Source organism: Desulfotomaculum copahuensis, from assembly GCF_001655685.1.
In the GTDB taxonomy this organism is placed as follows: Bacteria; Bacillota; Desulfotomaculia; order Desulfotomaculales; family Desulfovirgulaceae; genus Desulfotomaculum_G; species Desulfotomaculum_G copahuensis.
This window is the reverse complement of sequence record NZ_LYVF01000165.1, coordinates 92,497-113,513: the sequence shown is the minus strand read 5'-3', so window position 1 is coordinate 113,513 and position 21,017 is coordinate 92,497. Positions and strand designations below refer to the sequence as shown.

Annotated in this window: 20 protein-coding genes and 2 riboswitches; of the genes, 9 read left to right on the top strand and 11 right to left on the bottom strand. The window is 54.4% G+C overall.

Translation table 11 applies throughout. The features are described from left to right. A partial coding sequence (locus tag A6M21_RS11440; protein WP_151191911.1) for a DUF3231 family protein occupies positions 1-562 on the top strand: 562 nt, incomplete at its 5' end. A gap of 185 nt (positions 563-747) precedes the next feature. Here the strand turns inward: A6M21_RS11440 and A6M21_RS11435 are convergent. The 11 genes from A6M21_RS11435 to A6M21_RS11385 form a co-directional block, all read right to left on the bottom strand. Continuing rightward, on the bottom strand, positions 748-1,506 hold the full coding sequence (locus A6M21_RS11435) for an ABC transporter ATP-binding protein (RefSeq protein WP_066668887.1): 759 nt from the start codon (positions 1,504-1,506) through the stop codon (positions 748-750). Continuing rightward, positions 1,503-2,576 (bottom strand): FecCD family ABC transporter permease, encoded by a 1,074-nt coding sequence (locus A6M21_RS11430; RefSeq protein ID WP_066668886.1) that lies wholly within the window; start codon positions 2,574-2,576, stop codon positions 1,503-1,505. Before A6M21_RS11430 ends, A6M21_RS11435 begins: the two co-directional genes overlap by 4 nt. Positions 2,577-2,598: 22 nt before the next feature. Further along, complete coding sequence (locus tag A6M21_RS11425) at positions 2,599-3,717, bottom strand: iron ABC transporter substrate-binding protein (protein WP_242868831.1); 1,119 nt, start codon at positions 3,715-3,717, stop codon at positions 2,599-2,601. Positions 3,718-3,801: 84 nt separating this feature from the next. Beyond that, entirely contained in the window at positions 3,802-4,242 is a 441-nt protein-coding gene (gene tsaA / locus A6M21_RS11420; RefSeq protein WP_066668885.1) for a tRNA (N6-threonylcarbamoyladenosine(37)-N6)-methyltransferase TrmO, read from the bottom strand. A 47-nt stretch (positions 4,243-4,289) separates the two neighbouring features. Further along, complete coding sequence (locus tag A6M21_RS11415; RefSeq protein ID WP_151191910.1) at positions 4,290-4,553, bottom strand: ATP-binding protein; 264 nt, start codon at positions 4,551-4,553, stop codon at positions 4,290-4,292. A gap of 94 nt (positions 4,554-4,647) precedes the next feature. Beyond that, positions 4,648-5,100 carry a DUF3842 family protein gene (locus A6M21_RS11410; protein WP_066668882.1) on the bottom strand — a complete coding sequence of 151 codons (453 nt, stop codon included), beginning with the start codon at positions 5,098-5,100 and terminating at the stop codon, positions 4,648-4,650. Between the two features lie 539 nt (positions 5,101-5,639). Then, positions 5,640-6,350, bottom strand: a complete 711-nt coding sequence (locus tag A6M21_RS11405; protein ID WP_066668880.1) for an ECF transporter S component — start codon at positions 6,348-6,350, stop codon at positions 5,640-5,642. After that, positions 6,347-8,149, bottom strand: coding sequence for an ABC transporter ATP-binding protein (locus A6M21_RS11400; protein WP_066668878.1), 1,803 nt, complete (start codon positions 8,147-8,149; stop codon positions 6,347-6,349). The genes A6M21_RS11405 and A6M21_RS11400 overlap by 4 nt, the downstream gene beginning before the upstream one ends. Beyond that, on the bottom strand, positions 8,122-9,051 hold the full coding sequence (locus A6M21_RS11395; protein WP_066668876.1) for an energy-coupling factor transporter transmembrane component T family protein: 930 nt from the start codon (positions 9,049-9,051) through the stop codon (positions 8,122-8,124). Before A6M21_RS11395 ends, A6M21_RS11400 begins: the two co-directional genes overlap by 28 nt. Before the next feature lie 36 nt (positions 9,052-9,087). Further along, positions 9,088-9,810: a DUF4430 domain-containing protein gene (locus A6M21_RS11390; protein ID WP_066668874.1), complete on the bottom strand. Its 723-nt coding sequence runs from the start codon at positions 9,808-9,810 to the stop codon at positions 9,088-9,090. A 224-nt stretch (positions 9,811-10,034) separates the two neighbouring features. Then, the gene (locus A6M21_RS11385) at positions 10,035-12,911 is read right to left on the bottom strand and encodes an S-layer homology domain-containing protein (RefSeq protein WP_066668873.1); all 2,877 of its coding nucleotides are present in this window, start codon (positions 12,909-12,911) and stop codon (positions 10,035-10,037) included. Positions 12,912-13,272: 361 nt separating this feature from the next. Further along, a riboswitch (cobalamin riboswitch) is annotated at positions 13,273-13,463 on the bottom strand. Positions 13,464-13,626: 163 nt separating this feature from the next. Further along, a riboswitch (cobalamin riboswitch) is annotated at positions 13,627-13,813 on the bottom strand. Between the two features lie 245 nt (positions 13,814-14,058). On the opposite strand from A6M21_RS11385, the gene A6M21_RS11380 reads away from it, so the two are divergent. The 8 genes from A6M21_RS11380 to A6M21_RS11345 all read left to right on the top strand — a co-directional run bounded on the left by A6M21_RS11380 (position 14,059) and on the right by A6M21_RS11345 (position 20,853). After that, the gene (locus A6M21_RS11380; protein ID WP_066668872.1) at positions 14,059-14,400 is read left to right on the top strand and encodes a CGGC domain-containing protein; all 342 of its coding nucleotides are present in this window, start codon (positions 14,059-14,061) and stop codon (positions 14,398-14,400) included. A gap of 325 nt (positions 14,401-14,725) precedes the next feature. Beyond that, complete coding sequence (locus A6M21_RS11375; protein ID WP_066668870.1) at positions 14,726-15,322, top strand: TetR/AcrR family transcriptional regulator; 597 nt, start codon at positions 14,726-14,728, stop codon at positions 15,320-15,322. A 90-nt stretch (positions 15,323-15,412) separates the two neighbouring features. After that, the gene (locus A6M21_RS11370; protein ID WP_066668865.1) at positions 15,413-15,910 is read left to right on the top strand and encodes a DUF2889 domain-containing protein; all 498 of its coding nucleotides are present in this window, start codon (positions 15,413-15,415) and stop codon (positions 15,908-15,910) included. A 157-nt stretch (positions 15,911-16,067) separates the two neighbouring features. Beyond that, positions 16,068-16,523: a DUF2889 domain-containing protein gene (locus A6M21_RS11365; protein WP_066668863.1), complete on the top strand. Its 456-nt coding sequence runs from the start codon at positions 16,068-16,070 to the stop codon at positions 16,521-16,523. A gap of 5 nt (positions 16,524-16,528) precedes the next feature. Next, positions 16,529-17,158, top strand: coding sequence for a PHP domain-containing protein (locus A6M21_RS11360; protein ID WP_066668861.1), 630 nt, complete (start codon positions 16,529-16,531; stop codon positions 17,156-17,158). A gap of 374 nt (positions 17,159-17,532) precedes the next feature. After that, on the top strand, positions 17,533-18,357 hold the full coding sequence (locus tag A6M21_RS11355; RefSeq protein ID WP_066668860.1) for a DUF169 domain-containing protein: 825 nt from the start codon (positions 17,533-17,535) through the stop codon (positions 18,355-18,357). A 28-nt stretch (positions 18,358-18,385) separates the two neighbouring features. Beyond that, a complete protein-coding gene (coaE, locus tag A6M21_RS11350; RefSeq protein WP_066668859.1) occupies positions 18,386-18,994 on the top strand; it encodes a dephospho-CoA kinase in 609 nt (202 codons plus the stop codon). Between the two features lie 410 nt (positions 18,995-19,404). Continuing rightward, positions 19,405-20,853 (top strand): 4-hydroxyphenylacetate 3-hydroxylase N-terminal domain-containing protein, encoded by a 1,449-nt coding sequence (locus tag A6M21_RS11345; RefSeq protein ID WP_242868833.1) that lies wholly within the window; start codon positions 19,405-19,407, stop codon positions 20,851-20,853. Positions 20,854-21,017: the final 164 nt, after the last annotated feature.

The following is a 21,017-nucleotide window of genomic DNA, read 5'->3' as shown; positions in this document are numbered from 1 at the left end:
ACAAATGGGTCCACCCCAGGGTGTGATTCTCATAACTTTATCAGATAACTTAAAAAATATTGCCGAACGAATAGCAAACTTTATACCCGGAGAAAGATTGGAAGTCGGTGAAGTTGCTTCTCTATGGTACATTGCCCGTAATAAACTAATCGGTTTAGCAACTCTGGAAATATATTTATCCCAGGCGGAGGATGTTTCATTAAGAACACTGATCGATACCGGAATAAAAAAGATTGTTATTCCTCATATTGAAAAAATACAACAACTATTACATAGGGAAGGAATAGAAGAACCCAATGTGCATCGCAGGTCAAACCTTTCTCTAATTGGAAGAGATACCGGGACAGCTAAATTTATACAAGATGATGAAATTGCCATATCAATAAGAGAGACTATCAGGCTTTCGCTGCTGCAGGAATACTTCGGCATGGTTAATTCCACCCGCTCCGATATTATGGATCTTTGCACTCTTATCTATATGGAGGATTATGGTGCTTACCGTAGTTTAATAGAATTAGCCAAAAAAAGGGGCTGGTTAATTCTCTCACCCGCCATGCCATAACGACTCCGGCGGCGTCCGGGCGGAAATGGTGTCAACCGGCTGGTATTATCCCGTTGACCGCCCGGATAAACATACCCGGAATAAAAAGAGCCGGTCCTTATTGAACCGGCTCTTAGCATTCGACCCAATTTATGTCAAGCATATTTCTTCATTTCATCATATTGGTACCGGCACAATACCACCCTTTAAACCGGCAGCGGTACAATCACCGGAACAGCACCCATTTTTTCCACCGCTACCGGCACCCCGTAAACACCGGCAATGTTCTCCGGGGTTATGATTTCCATTCCCCCACAGGCAAAGGTGGTCTTATTCTTTAAAAGCAAAAATTTATCCGAAAACCGCAGGGCCAGGTTAAGATCGTGCATCACTACCACCGCAGCAATATTTTGTTCGTGCGCGGCCTTGCGGACCGTCTTTAAAACCTCCAACTGGTTTTTCAAATCCAGGTTGCTGGTCGGTTCATCCAGCAAAAGCACTCTTGGCTCCTGGGCCAGCGCCCGGGCAATGACCACTTTTTGCAGCTCGCCGCCGCTTAATTCGTCCAGATAACGTAAGGAGAACGCTTCCAAACCCAGTTGTTTTAAAACCCGCCGGACAATTTCCAGATCTTTGGCGGTGGCCTCCCATTTTATGTGCGGCTTGCGGCCCAATAACACGGCATCGAAAACTGTAAAGCGGGTGCTTTCATACTTTTGCGCTACATAACCCACTCTTTGGGCAATCTGCAACCGGTTGAGCCGGTAAAGGGCATCATCTTCAATTAAAACCGAACCTCTTTGCGGCTTCAATATTTTATTCAGGCATTTAAGCAGCGTGGATTTGCCGGCGCCGTTGTTACCCAGAATAGAAACAACCTCTCCCCTGGCTACAGCAAAATTGATTCCCCTCAAAACCGGGTGTCCATTATAACTGAATTCCACCCCATCTACCGTTAAAATCATCTTCTACCGTACCCCCCGGCCAGAAGGTAAAGGAACAAGGGCGCGCCCATAAAGGAAGTAATCGCGCCTACCGGCAGCACCACCGGTGCGATAACCGTCCGGGCCACGGTATCGGCGGCCAGCAGCAACAAACCGCCCGCCACGCTGGCAGCCGGGATTAAAAAACGGTGGTCGCCGCCCAATATCCGGCGCATCATATGCGGGCCGACCAGGCCGATAAAACCGATGATTCCCAGGAAGGAAACAGCCACGGCCGTAATCAAAGAGGCCAGAAACATCCCGGTCAACCTGATCTTTTCCACATCCACGCCCAGACCCTTGGCTGTTTCCTCCCCGCTGGCCAGAGCGTTATAGTTCCAGCGGTTGGCCATAAAGTAAAACAGCGCGGCACCAGTCACCACAGCCAGGATTTCCAGATCACACCAGGAAGCCCGGCTAACATCGCCAAAAGTCCAGAAAACAATAGAAGCCACTTGCACGTCACTGGCGAAATACTGCAATACAACGGTTACGGCTGAAAAAAGGGAACCCAGGGCCACTCCGGCCAGGACCATGGCTTCCGGGGTCACCCCTTTGAAGCGGGCCAGGAAAAGCACCACCATAGTGGCCGCCATTGCCCCCAGAAATGCGGAAAAAGTGACCAGGTAAGGGTTGTTGATGGCCACCGCATCGGCGCCGGTGCTCCCGGTACTGCCCGCACCCAAAGCAATAATGGCCACCGCCGCGCCACAGGCCGCCCCCTGGGAGATGCCCAGAGTGAATGGCGAAGCCAGGGGGTTGCGCAAAATATTCTGCATCACACAACCGGCCACGGAAAGACCGGCACCGGCCACCAACGCCGACAGCACCCGGGGTAGTCTGATGTTCCAAATGATTACGTTAAAACGCCCCTGTTCCACCCCGAACAGCGTCATCAGCACCTGGGCCGGCGAAAGGTCCGCCGACCCGGCGTTGATGGCATACACCCCCACCACAGCAGTCAAAAGAATGAGCAGGCTGATCATTAGCAGTTTCCGGCGCGTATATTTTAAATAACTTTCCGGGACATTTTCCATTGTCGCCTGACGCATAATTTAACTGCTCCCGTCTTTTTTATTTTTGCGGCGGCACCGCCAGGTCAAGCTTTTCAAAGCCGCCGTAACCTTTGGCTACCTGTTGATACAACGGTTTACCCAAAAGGAAGCGGTAAATATCGTTGGCCTTTTGAACCGGGTCGATATCCTTGAATTGAGCGGGGAAAATTATTTTCCCGGCATAATAAGTATCGGCCAGGGCAGTATCTATGTTGGTGGTGTAAAAATTATAGGGAATCTGCGCATAAATCCGTCCCTCTTTAAAAGCACGCAGGGACTGGTAAAACTGCGGATTTTTTTGGTAATCATTTTGCACCAGGCTCAAACCGCCTTCATCAATAAAGATGATGTCCGGGTTCCAGCTCAACAGTTTTTCTTTGTCAATCATCACACTCCCCGCCCGGCCGGTTTCATCCACCACATTTCTGGCGTTAATAGCTACAAAAGGCGGGTACTTGGCCTGAGTGCTCTCAATGCCATGCGTCCCCTTCATCCCCAGGGCGCCGGCGTAAACGGCCGGTTTTTGGCTGTCCGGAATGTCTTTTGTCCGCTTATTCAAATCCTGCTGGCATTTCTTTAAATAATCAACCACTTCACCGGCCCGTTTTTGGTTGCCGGTAATCTGTCCGATCAATTGCAGCGACCGGTAAACATCATCATCAAAAGTGGCCAGTTTGCCGTAACTGAGCACCACCACCGGAATGCCAGTTTTGGCCTGCAATTCCTCCGCCCGTGATTTGTCCACTAAATAGGTAACAAAAATGACGTCCGGTTTTACACTGACCAGTTTTTCCGCATCCGGGGCATAGTCGGGACCACCCTGACCAATAGCAGGTAAATTTTTTAACTCCGGGTAGGCCAGGATATACGGCCTGGCAGCGGCAGGCCATTGTTTTTCAGCGCTTTCCACCCCCACCACTTTGTCTGCCGCCTGATCATAGCAAACCAGGCGCAAGGCGCCGGGGCCGATGGCCACAATCCGTTTGGCCGGAATGGGGACATTTACCTCCCGGCCGGCCAGGTCGGTCACTTTGCTCATTGGCTGCGCCGTTTTCGCCGCATCCTTTTGTCCACAGCCGGCCAAAACGATCATGGTTAGAATCAGGACGGCAATCAGAGCTGTTATCTTCCTGAACAAAAGCTCTACCCCCCTTGGCTACCATTTTTTGCCCATATAATTAACCGGCAACTGATCGCACATTGTTTCTCTGGTATACCCACCTCACTTCTTTGCGCCGGCCCTTTCAAACCAATTGATTCCGGCGTCGGGATAGGAATCTATGCCGGCGGAATACGGTTTGATGTCCACCAACGGACTCTGGTCCAACGCATCCAGACCACGGACATAAAGCCGGTTTCCTTCCCGCTTGAGTAGTTTGGCCACGCAAAAAGCAACCGGATTGGGACGGCCCGGAGAACGGCAGGCAAAAACACCGCGGATTTCCGGACCGAATGGCGTACGGCCCTGTAGCTTTTCCCGGTCCGCCCGGTCGCACCAGTATAAAACAATCAAATGACTGGCCTCTTCAACATCCTTTAACCCTGGAGCAAACTGATCAAAAACCTCCAGAATAGATATTTCCTGCGTATGGCGCCCCTGATGCGGCGCCTCACCGGAGGCTTTAAAAGGGGAATGAATCGTGCCGACAGGTTTTAACTCCATATTTATTCTCCCTCCCGAACGGTGTTCAACCAATAAACCTGCTCAATTCATACGAAAAGTTCTTTCAACTTGTCCCGCATTTCCACCGTCGGCAGTGGTTCGCCCACTAGATTGGCCCGGTTGATCCCCCGGGAAAAGTTGAGTGCGCCCGGTACCGGAATCCCCGCCGCGGCCAGTTCCCGGCGCAAAAACAATTCCGTATTTTCATCCACTTTGTTTAAAACCGCCGCAAACTCCTTCTTGGCTTCCGCCGCCAGTGTCCTGGCTCTCCCGGCCAGCAAGAGCGCCTCATGTGTAAGATCGACCACCATCAGCACCAATCCCCGGCTGACGTTAGCTGATTACTGATTTTTTCCTGGCCGGCAATAGCCGTAAAAGGATAGGTTACCCGCTGAAAAACCGGCATTAATGACCCCCCCATAGTGGTATCCTGTGGTTTTTTTTGCCCTCCACCAGCACCCGCACCCGTTCCACCAACTGATCCACCAGGTGGGGCAGCGGTTCGTCAACCACGCCCACTACTTCCACATTGGCCCGGTTGAGGTGCAGTAAAACTTTTTTCGCCGGACTGGCCGCCACCGCCGCAGCCATGGCCGGGGTAAATTCGCCCAGCATACTGTGGGCGATGAGCACGGCAATGGTGCCGATAATAATATCCACCCGGCCGGCGTTGTAGATAATGGCGTTTTCCCCGCTCGCCGCCTCATTGGCGCCGGCTTTCAGCATCAAGGCGGAAGCCAGGGCGTTGGTACCCAGGGCGATAATTTCCACGTCCTCCCGGGCCAGGGACAGCCGCAGTTTTTCCACCATCACCTTGCCGATGCCGCCGCCCTGCCCGTCGATAACTGCTATGCGCATTGGTTCTCTCCTTAATAAGAGCCAAATTTTAAAAAGTCAAAAAGCTCATTGCACCCTGGAAGAGAAAAATACCTCACACTAAAAAAGGTGCCCCGGCATACGGGGTTGACCAGACCCCGTATGCCGAACGAAAGAAGGAGGTACACCTGTCCCGGTATGTCCAAACCGGAAACAGGTTATGAGGTTAAAGCTCTGCCAAGGTTGAGCTTCCAACCGGCATTTTGGCACGGCTTTTGGCCGCACGGCCTGCTCCGGTTAAAACCACCGGCTTTGGGCAGGCCAAAAAAGAAAACCATGAAAGCCTGCCCTCCTTCTGGAGAAGCGAGCACCTTCATGGTTGCCGTACGATAAAAAATTTTTTCCACTACCGGAATCAGGAAATGACGACTTCTGCCGCCCATTATTATTCAAGTAATATAGCAAAGGCAACTTACCAGCCTTCTTATATTAATTATTCGCCCTAAAGGGGCAAATTCCTGCCCGTGCAAAAAATTTTTTCGCTACGGAACAAACCAATCCGGGCCGCTCTTGAAAGCCGGTTATTCAATTGATTCAATAAAATTTACCTCCAACTTTCTACGGAAACGAGCGAGTATTTTTTTAAAACTAGCACCGAAAAAAAGATAAAAGGCGGCGTTTCCAGCGGCATGAAATGTATCGAACCAAAAACTGGCGGCATAGGTGGCGGCAAAGGACTGCCAGTTCAGCGGCTGCACAAATGCCGTCCAAAACCACAGGTTCATAATCCAGCCGTATAAATACCCCCAAATGATACAGAAAACCGTCATGCCGGCGGTCCCGGTACGGGGAAAAACCATCCGGATCAGTCCCGCTGTTACACCGGCCAGCCCCCAGGCAAACATCTGCCAGGGCGTCCACGGACCCTGACCGAGGAAAAAGTTGGACACCAGGGCGGCCGTGGAACCGGTCATGAACCCGGCCCGGGAGCCGAAGACAAAACCGGAGATGATCACCATAAAGGTAACCGGCTGAATGTTGGGCAAGGCGGCAAAGGGGACGCGTCCTACGGCCGCCACAGCGCCCAGCACGGCAATCAAGGCCACTTCCCGGGAAGAAACCCGTCCCTGCTCAAATCCCCAGTAGCACAGGGCTAAAGCGATAACCATTATCTCCACCGACAGCATACCCCACCCCTGCCGGGCCACAATATTCCGTCCTTGTATGCTTAAGATTAGCAAGACCAAAATCGCCGCCAATGCCAGCGGGAAAATCAATTTACGCCCTCTCATAACAGCGCCTCTTTTAACGGCCGGGTGGAATAGGCCGGGCCGATTTTTTCCAGTGCCTCCCGGAAAGTAAGCACACCGTTGACAAAGCCACGGCACAGCTTACCTGCCTGAGTGGAATAAAATACCGATTCACCAAGCACAGCGTGTTTTTGACCGTCGGCCACCAGGCGCCCGTCAAACATCATGATCACCCGCTTGGCGTACTCGGCGGCAAACTCTACGTCGTGCGTAACCAGCACCACACCCGCCCCGGCGTCGGCACGCTCTTTTAAAAAACGGCCCAGTTCAGACTTTAACCGGTAGTCCATCCCCCGGGTGGGTTCGTCCAGAAACACCAACTCCGGCCTGGTCACCAGTACCGCGGCCAGGGCCACCCGCTGCCGTTCCCCGCCGCTCAAGTCACGGGGATTTACCCGCCGGCAATCATTGATGTGCAGTCTGGCCAGCAGTTCGTCCACAATACCGTCATCCGCCAGGCCGAAATTTTTCAAAGTGAACAATAATTCTTCTTCTACACTGTCCTGAAAAAGATAGTCGTTGGGGTTCTGAGAGAGATAGGCCACGTGTGCACCCGGCCCGTCACTGTATTTACTCCAATCGCTGCCCATGAACAACACCCGGCCCCGCCCCGGCTGCAACAGACCGGCCATGTTTTTGAGCAGGGTGGACTTGCCGGCACCATTTTCCCCCAGCACGGCTACACATTCGCCGGCACACACCCGGCAGTTGATTTCCCGCAAGACCTCCCTGCCGTTGGGATAAGTAAACCAAAGATTTTTCACTTCCAACAGGGAGAGGGGAGCAGACAGCGTGTCATGAGTTGTTTTGCGCCTTTCTTTCCGCATGTCCGGCCTGGCAGGCGAAAACTGCCGGTTGGTCGTATCTTCATTCCTTACGGCGCCGCTGGAACCCGCACCAGCGGAAGCAGACCGCAATGCTCCCGCCCCGTTTTCTACGCGAACGACTGCACCGGAACCGGGAAAAACAGTGCGCAGCAATTTTCGCCCTTCCTTAACGGTAACCGGAATTACTGGCGCCCCCAGCACGGCAAATAGCCTGGCCACCGGGGGAACAATCAGCGCGTCTTTTTGCACCACCCGGCGGGCCACCTGTTCCGGCGGGCCGTCGGACGTCACCCGGCCGCCTTCCATGAGCACCACCCGGTCGGCCAGGTGATAGCACCTTTCCAGTCGCTGTTCGATCAGGACAACAGTGAACCCCATCTCTTCATTCAACCTTTTGACCAGGTTCAAGAAGTCTTCCGCCACCACCGGATCCAGCTGTGACGTGGGCTCGTCCAGTACCAGCACCTGCGGCTGCATGGCCAGCACGGCGGCCAGGGCCAGTTTCTGCTTTTGCCCGCCCGATAAAGTAGCGGTGAACTCATGCCTTAAATCCGCCAGTCCCAAGAAACTGATTACTTCCGCCACGCGGCGGATTATTTCCCCCCGGGGCACTCCCAGGTTTTCCAGCCCGAAGGCAATCTCGGCTTCCATACCGGTCATGACAAGCTGTTTTTCTGGATCCTGAAAGACCATGCCCACCTCACGGGCCAGTTTGCGCCGGTCCATGCCGCGCAGATCGCAGCCGCGGAAACAAACCCGGCCGCCGAAGCGCCCGCCGTAAAAATCCGGCAGCAGCCCGGCCAGCACCCGGGCCAGGGACGACTTGCCCGATCCGGAACCGCCGGCCACCAGGATAAACTCCCCTTCTTCAATGCTCAGGTTTATTCCCTTTAAAGCCGGCTGTTCCCCGCCTGGATAATAATAGGTCAAATTTTCGATTTTAAATAAGGCCAATGCCGCCACCCCCAGCTCAATACCACCGGAATAGACAAGCCCAAAAGCACCGCGGCCAAAACCAGCACCGTCCCCGGCCCCTGAAGAAGATAACCCAGCCGCGGGTAATAAGTGTAGACGCCGAAACCATGCAGCAGCCCCCAGATACCCGCTCCCAGGGCCAGCGCGCTTCCGGCCAGGCACAGCGCGTCCCGCGGCCGGAATAAACTCCGGCTGTAACAGGTACGGGGGCCGCTGCCGAAGGCCCGTGCCTGCATTGATTCGGCAATCTCCAGGGAATCCTCCAGGGAAGATAAAAGCAATATGTTAATCAACGAGGCGTGTTTTTTAACCTTTTCCCCGAACTTCCCCTGCTGAAAATTGACGCCGCGCATTTGCTGCACTTCCCGGATGTTTGCCAGTTCCCGGACCATGGACGGAAACATCCGGGTGGCCAGAGAAATAACCATCGTGGACCGCCAGGCCAGGCGGGAAAACAGGTTTAATGCCTTATCCGGATGCACCATCAGGTTATACAGGCAGAACACGCTGATCACATCAAGCAGCCGGACGCTCATGGCGGCGCCGTAATAAACCGCCTCCAGTGAAATGTTCAGCCGCCCCAAAACAGGCACCCGCGGGCCGTACCAGATGATCGTTTCCCCGGCGCGCACCATCAGCGGGTTAACCAACATAACCAGCACCATCATGGTCAGGCCCATTTTCAGGTAGCCCTCCCAGGCCGGCAGGCCGTCCACCGACCAGACAGCCAGGAATACCAGGCATAAGAGCCCGGCCAGATACAGCGGGTTGGTGAAGAGAAGGGCAAGAGACAAAAGAGTCCCCAGATAGACCAGCGCCGCCAGCGGATGCAGGTTCTGGAGGAACAACCCCTTTTCTTTGTAAAAGAAAGAGTCCAGCAATGGACATCACTCCTTACATGCCCCGATCATCAATCACTACTTGCGCTTCAACAACCCGTCCCAGGCCGGCGCCGTAGAACCCATACTTTTACTGTACCACCAGATTACCTTATCCCCGGCCTTCACCGGATGCTGATCGGCAGCCACCATCGGGGTTTGTCCATTGACCACGTACATCCAGCCGGCCTGACCATGGTTGTTTTGACCGGTGATTGCTTCAATAAACCCGGACCAGCGGGTGGATACATTGTAGGATAGACCGGTAGCATCCAGAGCGCCCAGCGCTGTCAGCCCCCACCGGTTTTTGGGGTTTACGGTGACATCCGCGGGACCGTAGAGCAGTTCACAGTTTTCACCGACCACGGCCACGCCCACCCGGCATCCGCTTTCCCGGTTGTCGTTATTGGTCGATGCACCGGCTGACAATATGCCCGTTTTTTGCGCTGCCGGGGTACTGCCACCTTTGCCGGCAGTGGCGACCGGTGCAGTTTTCTGCCCGCCGGCGCCTTGAGCGGCCGCATCTTTTTGGGTTTGTACATTGGCTGAAGAGCCGGCTGCTCCGGCAGATGACCCGCTTTTTTTGGCCGTTGGTCCCGGCGTTGAGGTCAGTCCGTCCGCTCCCGGACCGGCCGCTGTACTGTTGGAAGCGGATACGGACGCCCGGTCCCGTCCGTTTAAGTGGTGGGAGTAAACGGCCGGCACGATAATCAAGGCCAAAACGGCCAGTAATAAAACACCGTAAATCAACTTTCTGTTCAAATAAGATCACTCCCTCAATGGAAGTAATTTTTCAATACCATCTCCATCCCATCAAAACCAGGAACATAGCCGGTTGCAGACAAAGCAAAACACCGGCAGTCGACCGGCCCACCGCCGGCACAGCGGCTAAAACGGCAATGCTGCCACCTGTCCCTCATGATAAAAATCCCGTTAGGGGCAGGCAATAACCTGCCCCCGGGAACGGGTTGGGAGAGGGATGGAAATTAATCGCCATTTAACATGCGGTAAACCATCACCGCACACTCGGCCCGGCCGGCGGCGGCCTGCGGCCGGAAGGTGCCGTCCGGAAAACCTTTCAGCAGTCCGCCGGCTACAGCGGCCGCCACACTGTTTTTAGCCCAGGCATCGATTTTGCTTTCGTCGCTAAAGGTCAATTTTTGTTCAGTGCCGGTCAGTTTCATCGCCCGTACCAGCATGGCAGCCAATTCTTCCCGGTTGATGGTGTTATTGGGACGGAATGTACCGTCGCGATAACCTTTGATCAGACCGGCTTGATAGGCAGCCGCCACCGCACCGGCATACCAGTCGTCGGCACGTACATCTTTAAAGGAAACGGCGGTACCGGTTCTTACCGGCAGGTGCAGCGCCTGCACAAGCATGGCGGCGAATTCCGCCCTGGTCACCGGCCGGGCTGGCGCAAAACGGTTTTCACCCACACCGGCTACAATGCCGGCGCCGGCCAGTTTCTCAATGCTGTTTTTCGCCCAGTCAAAGGAAGGCGCGGTAAGATCAGTAAAGCTTTGCACCGGTTCCCTGGCCAGTACGGCATAATCGCTCAAATGCTGGAGCCGAGCCAGGATCAGCCCTTTATTTACGTCCAACACTGCTGGAATAACCACCCATTTACCGGTGGACTGATCATAGACGGCCAGGGCCAGGTTATCCGGTCTGACCAATGGCGGCACAGCCACCCGCAGGCTTAATGTCACCGGCGTCTGGAAGGTGGTGCCGCCGGGACCGAAGTCGTAAATGGCGGAAACCAGGTGGTAACCAGCCGGGATGGCTGCCATTTGGTCGTTATTACCTACGTTGGTTGTAGCAGCGGCCAGCTTTTTGACGGTGATTGAAAATTCACTGCCCACTGCTCCGGCTGGAATGATTAAACCAACCTCACCATGGGGATCGGCCACAACGGCTTCCTGACCGGCCGTCACCTTTTGCGAAATATCTACTGAATTTAGGGCCAGCTCCTTTTTCAATGCCATAAATGCCGCCGGATCCACCGGTTGTGCACTGCCGGACACGATTACCGCCCTACCTGCCCGCCCCAGGTCACCCAGATCGGCCGTACCCTCTCTAAGACCCAGCAACTGGTTAATTTTATCCAGATCAGTAAGTGCATCCGGTGAAGCCTGAAGTTGCACGGTAAGATTTTGATTCTGCCCTTGTCCGGTGGAAGCCACCGGAGTGCTGGCCGGAGCGGTGCCGCCGGGGGGTGCGCCGACAGGGGGGGTAACAGTGCTTTCATTTGTCAAGTCGCTCCAGTTAGGGCCGGAGGAATTCATATCCGTGCTGTACCACCAGATGATCTGGTCGTCGGAATTGACCGGGCTGTCTTTGGCCGACACCGTCGCTATTGTCCCGTTAACCTTGAACATCCAGCCGCCCATACCGCTGTTGGCCTGCCCGGCGATACTGTCTACAAAACCAGGCCACTTGCTGCTCATCACATAAGGCACGCCGGTGGCTTCCAGCGCCCCCAAAACCGTTAGGCCCCATTGATTGCTTTTATTTACAGTGACTGGCCCGGGGCCGTATAACAACTGGCCGTTCTTGCCCACCACGGCAATATTGACAAGACAATTGTTATCATTACTTCCACCAGTTCCAGGAGAGGAAGAAGCGGTAACGGTCAAACTGGCCGTGCCGGTCAGGCCGCCGTAGGCTGCACTGATTTCCGTTTGACCGGATTTCAGCGCCTGCACCAAGCCGCCGTTCACACTGGCCACACTTGTGTCCGCCGCCGACCAGACGGCGCTGGCGGTCACGTCCCGGGTGGAGCCATTATCATATGTCACTGTTGCATTATATTGCTGCGTATTGCCGGCGGCAACCGTTGCCGTGGCCGGTGTGACGGTTATCCCCACCGGCGCGCCGGGAGCGCTTATCGTCCCGTTCAAAAGCAGGCAGGTATAAAGCACCCAGGTGGCATCCATCACATTTTTGGATGTACCGAAACTCCCGTCCGGATTAAGGGCTTTGTTCAGCAGGTAATCCACCAGACTTTTACCATCCTGGCTTGTCCAGGCGGCCGGATCCATGCCCAATGTTTTCAAGGTGACAATTGTCTCAGCGGTGTCGATCACGGGATCGTCCGCAAAAGGCTTGGTGGTATAAACGCTGCCGTCGGCCTGTTGCTGTTTCTGCATCCAGCTTAGCCCGTTATCAATCGCTTTTTGTATTACCGGATCGTCTTTGGTGCCCGGGATGAATGACAAAGCCCTTACCGCCTGCGCCGTGGTCATAAAATCGGCCCAACTGCTTGTCCAGGCCCCGGAATTAGCTCCTGATGTACTTTGTGTGGCTAATAGATAGTCTTTGGCGTCGGACGCACCTATTTCACTGCCGGAGCGCAAAAACCCGGCCTGTCCCAAAAGCATATAAGCCGGCACATTGCTGAAGGAGCTGTAATCTCCCTGATCAAAACCACTGCTGCTTTGTTTGGCGGCCAAAATTTTGAGCAATTGGCTGGTTAAACTGGTTAGCCCCCACTGATTTACAGCCAGTATTTGCTGGGCGATTGTTTTTGCCGGCACAGCATCCGGCTTATTAATCGTGGCATAAACATTGTCAATTACCGCTTGCTTTAAAGATGTGCCTTTATAATTCCAGGAAGAGGAAGATACATCCACTCCGGCCAAGGTAAGTACATAAGCATCGTAGGAATCCAGAGTTTGGCCGCTCGCATAAGTCTGTTGATCAAACTGGACAGCTTTTGCGATCAGGTTGCCATAACTGCCGGAACCTACACCATTCGCTTCCGCCGCACCAGGCGCCGCAAAAGGCACCAGCAGGCCGGCCAGAAAACAGATGAACACGGCTAAAGCGGCCAGGCGCAGTTTGTTTTTTTTCACACCCACTTGTCATCATGCCTTTCTACTGAATTTAATATCTTAAACGTTTAGAATTTTAAAAGATACCGGCAAGTGAATCGCCGGATATAGATACTCCTGGAATAGGAGATGGGTTGACGCTAATCAATACCAATGCACACCAGGGTTAAAGATAATCAGCCACTTCTGACGAAACAGCCGGGCAAAAGGTAATCCGGCGTGCGGGCAACACTGCAATCTGCTGCCAATCCGGATGCCCGTATTCGACACACCAAACCTGGCCGGGTCGCTCGAAATTAAAAATCCCCCACCCTTTCCGATGGAGGATCAGCTTCCCGCAGCGCGATGACGCCATGACAAATCAACCACCCCCTATCCACGTAGGTTGGTCCGGTTTCTGGAACGGGCAGGTCTCCTGGCTCAGGTTCATCGACCCGGCACGTCTTCCCGGACATATTGTCCAGTGACTCTTTGTGCCGCGCCTCGCCTTTACAGTGGCGGGACCGCGCCGGATTTGCACCGGCTTCCCTTTTCACTTTTCCCCCTCGGGGTAAAAAGACCCGTTCCTTATTCAATTATCCACCGTCCTGCCGGCGGCATGACTGCAGCTCCAGCGGGAAGGCACGGAAAAATCTAACCCCGGCCGCCAACAGCCGGGGTTGTTTTACCAGTCATTCTTCCCGGCCGCTTTCAGCAACCGGGAAACCACACCGGCACAACCCCTGTTTCCTGGGAGGTCAAATGTGCCTACAACGTCCGGGCAGGTTTCCTGGCTTACGGATCATCACTTCGCTTCCGCCTTCCCGGATCAAAAAATCCAGTGGCTTTTGGAAGCCGCTACCCGTTTACAGTGGCCCCACCGTCCAGGACTTGCACCTGGTTCCCTGTACTCCCGTATTAGACGGGAAACCCGGACGTTTTTAATTTTAATTTAAACAAATGTTAGCATAATTTCCCCCGCTTGTCCAGTCAAAATTTTTTAAAATTTCCGGAAGCGTGCTCAATAACCATTATTCCGGTTATCCCGCCGCTTCAACTGCTAAAGCGTACATGCCGTTAAAGCCCCACCGGCGGAATGAAGATCTTTTTTTAATGCAAAGACAAGCAGGAATTAACTTTCCGGCACCGAAATCTTTTTATTGTCATAATCCCGAAATAACAGGAGGCGCGTCTTTTGAAAAAAGTATTTATTGTCGGCTGCGGTGCCTATATGGACGCCGGTTATGGCTGCCCGGGCGAATGGCGTTGTTTGAAAGCGGCGGCACTGGGAGAAGGTAAATTCGACGAGCCCGTACAGGTAATTGCTTTTGTCCGCTGTGAATGTCCCGGGCGCACCATTATCCCGAACATAAACATGGCCAGCAAACTAGCGGGCATAAAACCGGACGTTATTCACCTCAGCAAATGCCTGGCCGAATCAAAGCCCGGCTGCCCCTATGCGACACCGGAAGATATGGCCAGGCTGATCGAAAGTAATTTTGGTGTTCCGGTGATCCCGGGCACACATAAATATTAGGCGGCGGTCTGACCGGTCCGGGACAAGCCAACACGGAGCGCCCGTGATAAGCGAACCCGGCAGCACGAGTTGCGCGCCGGGAAAAGTAAAAATACACCGGACAAACCTATTCAACCGCTTGGGACCAAAAGGGGGGCGGTATCAAACAAAGGGAACCGCTCCCCCTTTTGGTCCCAATTGCGCACCAAGCGGTTTATCCTCCTTTCATCCCATTCATTCACGCATTAACGGTCTTGCTTTTTAGAAAATTTTTAATTGACATTCGTGCTGGATGTATTTATGATAAGGGAAGGAATATTCCTTCTTTTAATAGGGTGTGATCGGAATGAGTGAAGGAAACAAACAGGAAAAAAGGCAAAAAATTTTAGCCTGCGCACTTGTGTTGTTTACTGAAAAGGGCTACCTGCACACAACTGTCCGTGAAATTATTGATCAATCCGGTTTTGGCACCAGCACTTTCTACCGGCATTTCTCCAACAAGGAAGACGTTCTGAAAACATTGCTTTCCGATTTCTTGGAGCAAATTATAAACAGAGTGAACGATTACTTTACACAAGAAAAAAATTTGTATTTGCGTCTAGTTGAAACCAAACGGGTAATAATTGAGGTTTTTGCTGAAAACAAGGAACTGGCCGAAATTTACAGCAGGGTCCCGGGTATCAGCGAGAGCATTGATCATGTATTAAGTGAATTTGACGCCCGGTTTCTCGACTTTACCATTAAAAACATTGAATACGGTATAAAGAAAGGCATTTTCCGTAAACTTGAGGTTGTTCCGATTGCCCACGCCATCCTGGGAATCATCAAATATGCCGTCTATAAATGGGTGGTATTGAAAGAGATATCCATAGAAGAAGTAAGCCATATGGTTACTTCATTTCAGGAGTCGCTGGCCGTCGGTTTAATGCAAGAAAGCACGTAATCAGGCCGTTTTTAAAATGGAACGAATATTCCTTCCCTTGATCATCTTATGACTTACCACTGAAAACTTAGCAAAGGAGTGACTGCCCCCGTGTATCTGTCCTACGCCCGGAACAAACATGCCGGCGTCATTGAACTGCCGGATGGGAACATACTGGCGCGCACCGTGGTGGAAGAAGATTTTTTCGCCGCCCGGGTGGAAATCACCGTCAGCGTACCGGGTCTGGAAATCGTGTCCATCAGCGCTTCTATTGACCGTTGTTTCAGTGAGGCCTGCCACCGGACCGTTGCCCCGCTGGCAGACGTCACCGGCCTGCGCATTGGGCCCGGTATTATCAAACTGGTCAATCAGACAACCGGTGGAACCAATGGCTGCCCGCGCCTGGCGGATCTCATCCTGGAATGCTGCGAGCAGGTCATTTTACGGTTCACCCTCGATCCGCTGAAACAAATTTTAGACAAACAAGGCCGGGAGATGATTGATGCCTACAAAGTTTTTTTAAGCCGCAACCCCCGCCTGTTGAACAGCTGCATTGCTTTTGCCGGAGGCAGCCCGCTGCGGGAGGGACTTGAAGTGGAGGATTTCTAAGGCGCAACAAGCCGGTTGACAGCAAAATCCACCCGTTTATTGCTACAGGTGGTGAGGACCGGGCTGAAAGTGACATCGCCCGGTGGGGCGGCTAGAACGCTCCAAAGACTTGTGTTGGTGGCATAACTGATTAAAACCACGAAAGAAGGGCTTGCTTATGCTTGCTTTCAGCCGCACCAAGTGGGTGGGTGTGGAAAAGCCCGCTCCGGATACCTATCTGGCCCACGGCGTCCTGGAGGACAATATCTACGGTCTGGAACTTGATGTCACGGTGAAAACGCCGGAATACAAAATTACCTCTGCCGCAGGAAAGATGCGCCGGTTTACCACCCCGGAATGCCCCCGGGCCGTCCCGGTTTTGCAAGAAGCGATTGGCGTATGCTTGACTGAAGCGAATCTGATCAGTCTGGTCAACCGCCGCATCGGACGGGAGGGATGCCGCCACTTCGCCAATTTATTACTGGAATGCTGCGATGCGATTTTGCGCTGCGCTTTTTTCGAGCGCTGGGCGGAAGCGAAAAAGCAAGGCATTGACCCGGGCGACTATGCCAAAGAACGCCTGCCCCTCGTCCCGGCGCTGAAAAACACCTGCCTGGCGCTAAAAATGGAGTGAATCAAATGATTATCGACCTGCATGTACACACCAGTCCCCTCTCCTCCTGCAGCAAACTGGATCCGGAGGAGGCGATCCGGCAGGCCAAAAGCACCGGTCTGGACGGGATCTGCTTTACCGAGCACGGCAGACTGTGGCCGGACGGCGAACTGGAATTTTTACGCCGGAAATATAGCTTTCCCGTTTTTTGCGGCATGGAGGTGGAAACAAAAGACGGACACGTGCTGGCCTTCGGCCTGCCGGAGGACCAACCGGCGGTCATGGACACCGCTGAACTGCGCCAAAAGGTGGACGGGGCCGGGGGAGTGCTTGTTTACGCCCACCCTTTCCGCGGTTTCTTGCTTTTCGGCTTTTCCGACCTGCAGCTGACCGTGCAAACCGCCTGTCAAAGACAAATTTTTCAGCTGGTGCAGGCAATTGAAACCTACAGCGGTAAATCGACCAGAAATGAAAACGAAATGGCCCTGGCCGCGAGTCAAAAGACGGGACTCCCCGGCACGGGCGGCAGCGACGCCCATGCCGCCAGGGAAGTCGGCCGCTGCGCAACCTTTTTCGAGGACGATATACGCGACCGGGAAGGATTGATTGCCGCCCTGAAAAGCGGCCGTTTCCGGTCTGATTACTTCCACCGCTAAATTCCGCTCAAAGCGGTAGCCGGCTGAGGGAGGTGCCGCCCAACCATGGAACCGGCGATCCGTCTTACTTTATCCAAAGCGGATAACCGGCTGAACCGCCGGAAGAACCCGAAATAGTGTGTTCCAATTGCCGACAAGTCAGCTAACGCCAACAAGCATTAAAAGAAACTCTTACCATAATCAGCTTACACCGGAGTCCGGAGTGGCGGAAACAAGATCATTTATACCGATTATGGCAATAATTTAAACCGGCTTTAAAGTATCCGTAGAGCGAAGCGGTAAGTTTATCGCCGGGCAACCCCCTAACGCCGCCTGCGGCGGCGCCATCAGAGGAGCGAAAATGTATTTTCAGGTTCAGAAAGGAGGTTACAACTATGGTAGGTAACACTGATTGGAACGCTTTAATCCGCAAAATTGAAGCCCTGCTGCGGTTGAAAACCTTTCCGGTCGGTTTAAAACTGCTGGAAAACAAGGAGGAACTTGACCGGAACAAGTGGGCGCGCCGCCCGGCCCATAAAACCACCCTCTGTCAGTTGATCACCATGGTACGCACCTATGACTGGACGGTGGGCGCCACGGCCGGCGATTTCCCCCGCGGCATGTGCGCCTCTGTGGCCGGCCTGGCGGAGCCGCCGGCACAGGTGCTGGACGGCACCTTCCGCAGCCTGGTCTGGTGCCGGACCAAAGCGGACGGGGAAAAATGCGAGGCGTCCATTCCCCGCATTCCGGCCGGCAGGTATCAGGCCGTGCTGCTGGCCCCGCAGGTGTACAGCCCGTTCGAACCGGACATGGTGCTTATCTACGGCAACGCCGCCCAGATGATCTTGATCATCAATGCACTGCAGTTCGCAGATTATGAGCGCATGCAGTTTTTTTGCTCCGGTGAAGGCTCCTGCGCCGACGCCATTGCCCAGTGCCATCTGACGGGCAAACCGGCGCTGACCATCCCCTGTTTCGGAGAAAGAAGGTTCGGCCATGTGCAGGACGACGAGCTGTACATAGCCCTGCCGCCGGCGTATATGGAAAAAATGGAACGCAACCTGGAAGCACTCTACTCCCGGGGCGTGCAGTACCCCGTCCCCTATCACGGAACGGCCTGCGACCCCCTGCCCGGCATGCCCCCGGGATACCACGAACTGGCTGCGGGCAAGGTAATAACCGGACTGGGAGTACCGCCGCGCAAGGTCTCCCGGTGGTAAATACCAACGTAAAGGAAGGAAGCAGCAAATGATTGTCGGCCTGACCGGTGGCATCGCCACCGGAAAAAGCACCGTTTCCGCCCTGTTCCGAAAACTGGGGGCTCACATCATCGATTTTGACGAACTGGCCCATATGGTGATCGAACCGGGGCGGCCGGCCTGGCGGGAAATCATCCGGCAATTCGGGCCGGCTGTTTTAAACCCCGATCAGACGGTGGACCGGCAAAAACTGGGCCGGATTGTTTTCAACCATCCGGACCGGCTGACCGGTCTCAACCGGATCGTCCACCCGGCGGTTTTTGCGGCCGACCGGGAAATCACCGCCGGGATCCTGGAAAAAGAGCCGCGGGCTTTGATCATCAAGGATGTTCCCCTGCTGACCGAAACAGCGGCCCGGGAGATGGTGGAAAAAGTGATCGTCGTCTACGCCTCCCCGGAAGTGCAGATGCAGCGCATGCTCGGGCGCGGCTTCAACCGGGAGGAGGCACAAAAAAGAATCGACGCTCAGGACCCGCTGAGCGAAAAATTGAAGTTTGCCGATTATGTGGTTTATAACGACGGATCCCTGGAAGAAACGGAAAGGCAGGTGAAGGAAATATACGGCCGGTTGCAGGCGGATGCCGGCAGGAAAGCTTAGACCGTCACCCTACGCCGGCATAACGCGCTGTCAATCGAAACAGCGCACGCCGGAAAGCAATCCAGACACTTGATCAGTTGTCCGGAACGACACTGAATGCCGGTACACATTGCAGTTCGCAGCAAGATCACGTCAAAGTTCATTTTTGATACTATATACAGTAGTCGACAAGAGTTAGACCCCCTATATACTGTGACCTAAGAGCGACTTTGACGTTACCGTGCAGTTCGCGGGTATACTCCGGCCCTGCTTAAAGATGCAACGAAATCACTGCCTGTCTGGCGGGATCAGGATGAGAAACCGGCCCCGTGCTTCGTTTTTTCCCGGAAAATTGATGATTGGTCAACAAATTGTTGAACGTAGCCTGTCCCTTTACGTTCACGTTTCTATATTATCTATCAACCTTGGAGGTGTTCGATTTGAAAACAGCCGCTGAGTATTTGGAAAGCATGCAATCCCTCAACCCGCGCATCTTCCTGGGCGGCAGGCAGGTCAAGCTGATGGAGGACCCGACCACCCTGACAGTGGTGCGGGCCAACGCCCGGGTCTATGAACTGGCCGAAGAGCCGCAATACCAGGAAGTGATGACCGCCGTCTCCCCTTACACCGGAGAAAGGATCAGCCGTTGCCTGCACATCGCCCGAAGCAGGGACGATCTGGAAAAACGGGCCGGCATGGCCACTCTGACCAGCCAGATGCTGGGCACCTGCAACTACCGCTGCGTAGGCGCGGACACACTGAACGCCCTGGCCGGCATCACCTGGGAAATGGATCGTGACCTGGGTACGGATTACCATCAGCGTTTCGTCAATCATCTGAAATATTTGCAGGAAAACGACCTGGCCTGCAGCGGCGGGGTAACCGACCCCAAGGGGGACCGGACCAAACGTCCCGGCCAGCAGGAGGACCCGGACGTCTATGTGCATGTGACCGAACAGCGCTCCGACGGCATCGTCGTGCGCGGGGCCAAGGTGAGCCAGAGCGGGGCGATCGGTTCACATGAAACCATTGTTATTCCCACCATGGGCATGCGCCCGGGCGAAGAAAAATTCGCCGTGGCCTTCGCCGTACCCAACGGGGCGCCGGGGCTGACCTACATCAGCCAGTACACCCCCTTTACGGCCGAACGGGAACTGATGCCCGACACCAAATACCTGGGCAACCCCCTGTATGGCCAGCGGGAAACCTGCATCATGGTCTTCGATAACGTTTTCATTCCGTGGGAGCATGTCTTCATGTGCGGCGAGGTCAAGTACAGCGGCCGGCTGATCGCCCGTTTTGCCAAAACCCACCGCATGAACTGCGGCGGCGCCTGCAAGGTGGGTTTCGCCGATCTGATTATCGGCGCCACCCAGCAAATGGCCGAATATTCGGGGGTACAGAAGGCGCCGCACATCGTGGAAAAGATCACCGACATGATCCGGATCAGTGAAACTTCCCGCGCCTGCACCGTGGCGGCGGCGCTGAAGGGCCGGGAGGAACCGGCCGGTTCGGGCTTTTTCATGCCGGACGACATCTTCGGCAATGTGGCCAAGCTGACTGTGGCCGACGGTTTCTGGGAGATCATGAAGTGGGCCGGGGACATCGGCGGCGGCATGGCTGTAACCATGCCCTCCGAGTTGGAGTTGGAAAACCCGGAAACAGGCGAATATGTGCGCAAGTTCATGCGCGCGGCGGCGCCGGCGGAAGTACGGCTGCGCCTGGCCAAGTTCATCCAGAACTGGTGCGCCGGCCTGCACGGCGCCGGCACATGGCACGGCGCCGGTTCGCCCCAGGCGCAAAAAATGGCTCTCTACGCCCTCACCGACCTGGAATCGAAAAAGAAACTGGCCCGGGATCTGGCCGGGATTAAGGAATAAGTGAACGGAAACTGAATGACTGTCTGACCGCTTTACATTTCACCGGGACCTGGCCGGCATGCCGAAATGGTTGAAACAGCAGTCAACGGCAAAAAGAACGGCGCCCATACCCGGCCGGACTCCGGCATCATACCGGATCGCTTCCGGTTAACCAAACGCCTTGT

Excerpts from the sequence above, each read along its gene's own strand:
- A6M21_RS11430 (WP_066668886.1), bottom strand. The coding sequence starts at position 2,576 with ATGCGTCAGGCGACAATGGAAAATGTCCCGGAAAGTTATTTAAAATAT.
- A6M21_RS11360 (WP_066668861.1), top strand. The coding sequence starts at position 16,529 with ATGATTATCGACCTGCATGTACACACCAGTCCCCTCTCCTCCTGCAGC.
- A6M21_RS11405 (WP_066668880.1), bottom strand. The coding sequence starts at position 6,350 with ATGAGAGGGCGTAAATTGATTTTCCCGCTGGCATTGGCGGCGATTTTG.
- tsaA (WP_066668885.1), bottom strand. The coding sequence starts at position 4,242 with ATGGAGTTAAAACCTGTCGGCACGATTCATTCCCCTTTTAAAGCCTCC.
- A6M21_RS11355 (WP_066668860.1), top strand. The coding sequence starts at position 17,533 with ATGGTAGGTAACACTGATTGGAACGCTTTAATCCGCAAAATTGAAGCC.
- coaE (WP_066668859.1), top strand. The coding sequence starts at position 18,386 with ATGATTGTCGGCCTGACCGGTGGCATCGCCACCGGAAAAAGCACCGTT.
- A6M21_RS11375 (WP_066668870.1), top strand. The coding sequence starts at position 14,726 with ATGAGTGAAGGAAACAAACAGGAAAAAAGGCAAAAAATTTTAGCCTGC.
- A6M21_RS11365 (WP_066668863.1), top strand. The coding sequence starts at position 16,068 with ATGCTTGCTTTCAGCCGCACCAAGTGGGTGGGTGTGGAAAAGCCCGCT.
- A6M21_RS11435 (WP_066668887.1), bottom strand. The coding sequence starts at position 1,506 with ATGATTTTAACGGTAGATGGGGTGGAATTCAGTTATAATGGACACCCG.
- A6M21_RS11410 (WP_066668882.1), bottom strand. The coding sequence starts at position 5,100 with ATGCGCATAGCAGTTATCGACGGGCAGGGCGGCGGCATCGGCAAGGTG.
- A6M21_RS11415 (WP_151191910.1), bottom strand. The coding sequence starts at position 4,553 with ATGGTGGTCGATCTTACACATGAGGCGCTCTTGCTGGCCGGGAGAGCC.